This window comes from Kineosporia mesophila, from assembly GCF_021129235.1.
GTDB classification, from domain to species: domain Bacteria; phylum Actinomycetota; class Actinomycetes; order Actinomycetales; family Kineosporiaceae; genus Kineosporia; species Kineosporia mesophila.
This window is the reverse complement of sequence record NZ_JAJOMA010000043.1, coordinates 25,685-32,618: the sequence shown is the minus strand read 5'-3', so window position 1 is coordinate 32,618 and position 6,934 is coordinate 25,685. Positions and strand designations below refer to the sequence as shown.

Annotated in this window: 7 protein-coding genes; all 7 read left to right on the top strand. The window is 69.6% G+C overall.

From position 1 onward, the window contains the following. Positions 1–186 precede the first annotated feature (186 nt). On the top strand, positions 187–1,680 hold the full coding sequence (locus tag LR393_RS34065; protein ID WP_231489349.1) for a purine-cytosine permease family protein: 1,494 nt from the start codon (positions 187–189) through the stop codon (positions 1,678–1,680). Then, entirely contained in the window at positions 1,680–2,618 is a 939-nt protein-coding gene (locus LR393_RS34060; RefSeq protein ID WP_231489348.1) for a PfkB family carbohydrate kinase, read from the top strand. The genes LR393_RS34065 and LR393_RS34060 overlap by 1 nt, the downstream gene beginning before the upstream one ends. A 96-nt stretch (positions 2,619–2,714) precedes the next feature. Beyond that, on the top strand, positions 2,715–3,602 hold the full coding sequence (locus LR393_RS34055) for a WcbI family polysaccharide biosynthesis putative acetyltransferase (protein ID WP_269328347.1): 888 nt from the start codon (positions 2,715–2,717) through the stop codon (positions 3,600–3,602). A 281-nt stretch (positions 3,603–3,883) separates the two neighbouring features. Continuing rightward, positions 3,884–4,795 carry an ABC transporter substrate-binding protein gene (locus LR393_RS34050; protein ID WP_231489346.1) on the top strand — a complete coding sequence of 304 codons (912 nt, stop codon included), beginning with the start codon at positions 3,884–3,886 and terminating at the stop codon, positions 4,793–4,795. Beyond that, positions 4,792–5,484, top strand: coding sequence for an amino acid ABC transporter permease (locus LR393_RS34045; RefSeq protein WP_231489345.1), 693 nt, complete (start codon positions 4,792–4,794; stop codon positions 5,482–5,484). The genes LR393_RS34050 and LR393_RS34045 overlap by 4 nt, the downstream gene beginning before the upstream one ends. A 14-nt stretch (positions 5,485–5,498) precedes the next feature. Then, the gene (locus LR393_RS34040) at positions 5,499–6,224 is read left to right on the top strand and encodes an amino acid ABC transporter ATP-binding protein (protein ID WP_231489350.1); all 726 of its coding nucleotides are present in this window, start codon (positions 5,499–5,501) and stop codon (positions 6,222–6,224) included. 10 nt (positions 6,225–6,234) lie between these two features. Further along, entirely contained in the window at positions 6,235–6,924 is a 690-nt protein-coding gene (locus LR393_RS34035; protein ID WP_231489344.1) for a GntR family transcriptional regulator, read from the top strand. The last annotated feature ends 10 nt before the right edge of the window (positions 6,925–6,934 follow it).

The following is a 6,934-nucleotide window of genomic DNA, read 5'->3' as shown; positions in this document are numbered from 1 at the left end:
CCCCCCTTTCCCCCCCCCCCCCCCCCCCCCCCCCCCCCCCCCCCCCCCCCCCCCCCCCCCCCCCCCCCCCCCCCCCCCCCCGCCCCCCCCCCCCCCCCCCCCCCCCCCCCCCCCCCCCGCCCCGCGTCCGGTGCCGATCCACCCTGCCCGAAACCCGCCACTCCCTATGACGTGAGAGGTCACACCATGACGACGCATGACGACAGGAGCACGCCCGCGGGCGGCACGCTCACCCAGGTCGAACAACGCGGCATCGAGCCGGTCCCGGACCACGAGCGCACCGGCCGGGCCGGGGCCCTGTTCTGGGTGTGGTTCGCCGCCAACATCTCCATCCTCGGGCTACCGCTGGGCGCCACCCTGGTCGCCTTCCAGGGCCTGGCGTTCTGGCAGGCCCTGCTGGTCGCCGTGATCGGCTCGGCCGGTTCCTTCGCCGTGGTCGGGATCATCTCCGTCGCCGGACGACGCGGCGGCGCCCCCGGCCTCACGCTCTCCCGGGCCGTGTTCGGGGTCCGCGGCAACATCGGCCCGACCGCCGTGTCGCTGCTGTCGCGCCTCGGCTGGGAGACCGTGAACACCACGACCGCAGCCTTCGTGCTGCTGTCACTGTTCGCGATCGTCTCCGGCGCCGACATCACCGCCAAGGGCTACCCCGCGCTCACCGTGATCGCGATCATCGTCTTCGTCGCCGCCACGGTGCTCGTCTCCGGTCTCGGCCATGCCGCCATCGTCGCGGTACAGCGCTGGGCCACCTGGGTCTTCGGCACCCTGAACATCTTCGTCGCGATCTTCCTGGTGATCCGCGTGGACTGGGATCTGGTTCTGGACACGCCCGCCGGTCCGGTCAGCGCCGTCGTCATCGGTATCGGCACGATCGCCGCCGGGACCGGGATCGGCTGGGCCAGCGCCGGAGCCGACATCGCCCGTTACTCGCGCACCACGACCAAGGCGTCCGCCCTGATCGTCGCCAGCGCTGTCGGCGCCGGAATCCCGCTCGTGCTGTTGATCGGCCTCGGCTCGCTGCTGGCCGCCGGTGAGCCGGGCCTGGCCTCCGCCGGAGACCCGGTCGCCGCCATCCGCGACCTGCTTCCCAGCTGGATGGCCGTCCCGTACCTGATCGCCGCGTTCGGTGGGCTCCTGCTGTCCAACCATCTCTCGGTCTACTCCGCCAGTCTCACCACCTTGACCCTGGGTGTGAAGGTGCCCCGGGTGTGGGCCGTGGTGGTGGACGTGGCCGTCACCTTCGCCGGGTCGATCTTCTTCATGCTCGTGGCCGACGGCTTCTACTCACCGTTCATCACGTTCATCTCCCTCCTGGCCGTACCGATCACCGCATGGCTGGGCGTGTTCCTGATCGACATGCTGCACCGTCACCACTACGACCCCGACGCCCTGCTGGATCTGCGTCCGGGCTCGCGCTACTGGTACACCGGCGGCATCGCCTGGCGGGCGCTGGGCTCCTGGGCAGCCGCCATCGCCATCGGTTACCTGTTCACCACGGTCAGCGTCGGTGGCGACGCACCGGTCTTCACCGGTCCCCTCTCCGGTTCCTGGATCGGCAGCAACGGCCTGGCCTGGGTCGCCACATTCGTCGTCGCGGCCGGTTCCTACGCCGCGCTCGGGGGAGCCCGTTCATCGGCGGGGTCCCAGCCTGCCCCCACCTCGAGTGCGGGCAGGGCCTGATGCCGGTGTTCGTCTCGGTCGGCAATGTCATCGTCGATCTGGTCATGCAGGTGCCGGCCCTGCCGGAGCCCGGTGGCGACGTGATCGCTACCGGGTCCCAGATCCTGGTCGGTGGCGGCCTGAACACCATGGTCGCCGCCGGCCGGGACGGCGCGCAGGTTCGCTACGCCGGGATGCACGGCATCGGGACCTTCGGCGATCTGGTCCGGGACACCCTGCGTCAGAACAACATCCAGGTCGTGCAAGCACCATTCGAGGGCCTGGACACCGGGCACTGCTTCGCCATCGTGGACGCGTCCGGTGAACGGACCTTCGTCACCCACGTCGGCGCCGAAGGACAACTCACGGCCGAGAAACTGGCCGCCGTCGACGTCGTGCCGGGCGACACGCTGTTCGTCTCCGGTTACGGCCTGGTGCACCCGGTCAACGCCCGGGCCCTGACCACGTGGATACCGTCGGTTCCCGACGGTGTCCGGGTGGCTGCGGACGTCGGGCCGCTGGCCGACGCCATCGATCCCGACGTCCTGCGCGTGATCCTCGATCGGGCGGACGTCCTCACCGCCAACCGCCGCGAAGCGCTACTGATCGCCCCCGGAGCCGAACTGGACCGAGCGACGGCCGACTTTGCCGACCGCTGGAATCTCCTGGCCGTGGTGCGGGACGGAGCAGCCGGGTGCTGGGTCGCGCCACCGGGACAAGAAGCCACCCAGGTCGAGGGATTCAGCGTGAAGGCGCTGGACACCAACGGCGCCGGGGACGCCCATGACGGCGTCCTGCTGACTGCCCTGGATCACGGCCTGGACCCGGTGCGGGCGGCACGGCGAGCCAACGCCGCGGCCGCCATCGCCGTCACCCGGACCGGGCCGGCCACGGCTCCTACCACCGCCGAGATCGACGCTTTCCTCTCGGACCGGCGAAGGGGCATCGGCGAACCCTGACCCTTCCGGGTGACCGGCGCACCGGGCCACGGCGTCCACCGTAGACGCGCGGAACCGGCCGGCTGCCCGTAATGTCGACCGGTGAGCGAAGCACGCATGAGGCACTACGGCGTTTTCTACGGCCTGGACCCCCTGCCGGACAACGACGGCAGGCCCTTGGTGCTACTGCACGGGAACTGTCAGGCCGAATCCCTGCGGGTGCTGCTGGGTGCCCCGGACTCACCGGTCCGCACCGTCCGGATTCCGCCCGCCCATGAGCTGGTCCACAGCGATCTGCCTCACCTGCACCGCCTCATCGGGTCCAGTGACATCATCGTGTCTCAGCCCATTCGCCCCGCGTACCGCGGCCTGCCCCTGGGAACAGCCGAGGTCATAGCGATGGCACGACCGGGATGCCGCCTGGTGATGGTGCCGGTGATCCGCTACGCAGCCCTGCATCCATACCAGGTCATCATTAGATCCGCTGAGGCCGGCGAGCCACCGATCGTGCCTTACCACGACCTGCGCACCCTGGCCGAGGCCGACGGCGCCGGCGCGGTGCCACCTCCCCCAGCCGCAGCCGTGCGGGCGGTCCGCGACATCAGCATCCGTGAACTGCGGCAACGACAACAGCGACACGCCACCATCGATGTGGTGGATCTGCTCCAGGAAGCAGGGCTGGACGCCTGCCACGTCATCAATCACCCCGGCAACCCCGTTCTGCGTGGCGTCGCACGAAAAATCTTTAAGAAAATGAACTTTCATCAGGCAGTACCCGATCCTGGCCGCATCCTGCTGGACAGCGTGCACGCGCCGGTCGCCCGCGAGGTCATCACTGCCCTCGGCCTGGAGGGAGAGGAGACGACCGGGTGGCGCGTCCACGGGCAGAGCGTGTCCGACGAGACGATCCGCACGGCTCATCTGGACTGGTACCGACGCCATCCGCAGGTCGTTCGCCAGGGGCTGCAGCGTCACGCCGAGACAGCCCGGCTCCTGCTGGGCTGAAGCCCGCCGTCCGTGACGGGCGACAGTAGCTCGCCGGAGGCCGGCTCCGCCCCGCCGGTCGATGCCGCGCCCTGAACTCGCGACGCCACCACCTCCCCCGACCTGCGTCGGCGAACTGTGAACCGGGCCACTCCCGCTGCGTGGACCATCTCGCTGTCCGCATCTCCCATTGCGTCTTTGTGACCATCACGTTTCGCGCCTTGCGTGACCCCGAGCAATGTCTCTACGGTCTGAACACTGAATTCAAAGTGCTCCTACCTGCGGTGATGGAGGCAACAGCCATGCAAGATCCCACGAGTGAGGGTTTCCGGCCCTCGCGTCGCGCCCTGCTGCTGAGCGCGTTCCCGGCGCTGGCGCTTGCCGCCTGTGGCTCCGGAAGCTCCACCGCGAGCACCGCCGACGCCCAGGTCGCGGCGCCCGCGAGCCTGGTCGACAGCGGGACGCTGACCTACGGCACGGCCGCCAGCTTCCCGCCCTTCGAGTACAAGGACGGCACCGATCTGGCCGGCTTCGACATCGAGATGATCGAGGCCCTGGCCGCGCTGATGGGGCTGAAGACCAAGGCCCAGGACGGCGACTTCGACGGGCTGATCCCGGCCCTGCAGGGCAAGCGGGTCGACGTCATCAACTCGGCCATGTACATCAAGCCCGAGCGTGAGGCGCAGGTCGACTTCGTCCGCTACCTCAAGGTCGGCGAGGCCATCCTGACCACGTCCGACAGCACCCTGTCGATCCAGACGCTGCCCGACGACCTGTCCGGCCGCACCGTCGCGGTCACCCGGGGCGCGATCGGCGAGACCTACATGACCGATTTCAACACCCAGCTCAAGGAGAAGGGGCTGGCCGAGATGAAACTCCTGACGCTGCCCAACAACCAGGACGCGCAGCTGGCCGTGCAGAACGGGCGGGCCGACGCCTTCGACACCTCCTCCCCCTCGGCCGCCTACCTGATCAGCCAGACCTCCGGAAAGTTCAAGGTGCAGACCACCTTCGACAACAACACCGAGGTCGGCATCGCGGTGCGCAAGGGCGAGACCTCGACCTCGGACGCCCTGCAGAAGGCCCTGGACGCGTTCGTCAGCAGCGGTGATTACCAGGCGCTGCTCGACAAGTACAACCTCCCGGCCGAGTCCAACTACTTCAGCGCTTCGACCACCGCACCCACGACGACCAGCGAGGCCACCCCGTCGTGAGCAACGTCCTCGAATACACCTTCTCGAGCACGTTCCTCGTCGCGACCTGGAAAACCCTGCTGCTGACGGTCATCTCGATGGTCCTGGGCATCGTCGGCGGCCTGCTGCTGGCGCTGGTCAAGAACGGCGGACCGGCCCCGGCGCGATGGCTGGCCGACGCCTACATCTGGCTGTTCCGGGGCACCCCGGTGCTGCTGCAGCTGATCTTCGTGTTCAACGTGCTGCCGTTGTGGGGCATCACGCTGGAGGCCTTCACCTGCGCGGTGATCGCCCTGGCCCTGAACGAGGCCGCCTACATGGCCGAGATCGTGCGCGGCGGGCTGATGGGCGTGGACCGCGGCCAGCGCACCGCCGCGCACATGCTGGGCCTGAACCCGGTGCAGACCATGCGCTGGGTGGTCCTGCCCCAGACCCTGCGCCTGGTGCTGCCGCCGACCGGCAACCAGCTGATCGGCATGCTCAAGACCTCGGCCCTGGCCTCGGTGGTGTCGGTGCAGGACCTGCTGCTCACCGCGCAGCGCACGGCCTCGGCCAACTTCGACTACGTCGGCACGCTCAGCGCCGCGGCCATCCACTACCTGGTCCTGACCACCATCTTCACGCTGGCGGTCCGGGCCCTGGAACGGCGCCTGGACGTGGACGTGCGGGCCCGCAAGCAGGGCCAGATCCTGACCAGGGAGACCCTGTGACCTCGAAAACCCTTCTGCTGCGGGCCGACAGCATTTCCCGCAGCTACCATTCCAGCCTGGTGCTGGAAGACTTCTCCCTCGACGTGGCCCAGGGCGAGACCACCGTGCTGCTGGGCTCCTCCGGCGCCGGTAAGTCGACCGCGCTGCGCTGCCTGGCCGGGCTCGAGCCGGTGCAGTCCGGCACGGTCACGTTCAAGGGAAAGCCGTTCCTGGCCAAGAACAACCGCCCGGCACAGGCCTCCGGCGCGATCGGCATGGTGTTCCAGCAGTTCAACCTGTTCCCGCACCTGACCGTGCTGGAGAACATCTGCCTGGCCCCGCGCCGGGTGCGCGGGCAGGACAAGGCCGCGGTCGAGAAACGGGCGACGGACCTGCTGGAGAAGGTGGGACTGGCGGCCAAGGCCGGTGCGTACCCGTTCCAGCTGTCCGGCGGCCAGCAGCAGCGCGTCGCGATCGCCCGGGCCCTGGCGATGGCTCCGGAGCTGGTGCTGTTCGACGAGCCGACCAGCGCCCTTGACCCGGAGTACACCCGCGAGGTGCTCCAGGTGATGCGGGCCCTCACCGCCGAGGGCCTGACCTCCGTCATCGTCACCCACGAGATCGCCTTCGCCCGGGAGACGGCCGACCGGATCGTGTACATGGACGCCGGCCGGATCGTCGAGCAGGGTCCGGCCCAGGACATCTTCGGCTCCTCGCACGAACGCACCCGGCGGTTCCTCGACCAGGCCCTGGCCGGGTGAGAATCAGACCATGGCAGCCGCTTCCGGTTTTCCCGACACCGTCGCCCCACCCCTGACCTGGCGCAAGCAGGACTGGGCCTACCACCACCTGCGCGACTGGATCCTGCACGGCGTCCTGTCGCCGGGTCAGCGCATCGACCAGGAGGGTCTGGCCACCCACCTGGGCATCTCCCGCATCCCGCTGCGCCAGGCTCTCGGGCGCCTGGTCAGCGAGGGTCTGGTGCTCGACCGCCCGCACCACGGCTCCATCGTCACCCCGGTCTCCCTGGCCGACGCCCGCGACATCTACGCCGGCCGGGAGGCCCTGGAGATGCTGCTCAGCCGGGCCGCGGCCGGCCTGGCCACCGAGGTCGACGTGGACGAGGTCGCCGACCTGCTGTCCCAGCAGGAGGCCGCCGTCGACGCGGGCGACTTCGTCACCGCCCGGCAGCTGGACCAGCGGTTCCACAACCGCATCTACGCCGCCGCGGCGATGCCGCGCACCCTGGACGCCCTGGCCCAGCTGCGCACCCTCAGCGACCGGTACCTGGCCCTGTACCTGAGCGACCCGACCCGTAACCGCACCTCCATCCAGGAACACCACGCGATCGTCGACGCCCTGCGACGAGGCGATGCCGAGGACATCGCCCAGGCCACCGGCGATCACGTCCGCCACGGCTGGCAGGTGCTCCAGGTCCTGCTGACCGAACCCGATATCTGAAACGGAAAGA

Excerpts from the sequence above, each read along its gene's own strand:
- LR393_RS34065 (WP_231489349.1), top strand. The coding sequence starts at position 187 with ATGACGACGCATGACGACAGGAGCACGCCCGCGGGCGGCACGCTCACC.
- LR393_RS34060 (WP_231489348.1), top strand. The coding sequence starts at position 1,680 with ATGCCGGTGTTCGTCTCGGTCGGCAATGTCATCGTCGATCTGGTCATG.
- LR393_RS34055 (WP_269328347.1), top strand. The coding sequence starts at position 2,715 with ATGAGGCACTACGGCGTTTTCTACGGCCTGGACCCCCTGCCGGACAAC.
- LR393_RS34050 (WP_231489346.1), top strand. The coding sequence starts at position 3,884 with ATGCAAGATCCCACGAGTGAGGGTTTCCGGCCCTCGCGTCGCGCCCTG.
- LR393_RS34035 (WP_231489344.1), top strand. The coding sequence starts at position 6,235 with ATGGCAGCCGCTTCCGGTTTTCCCGACACCGTCGCCCCACCCCTGACC.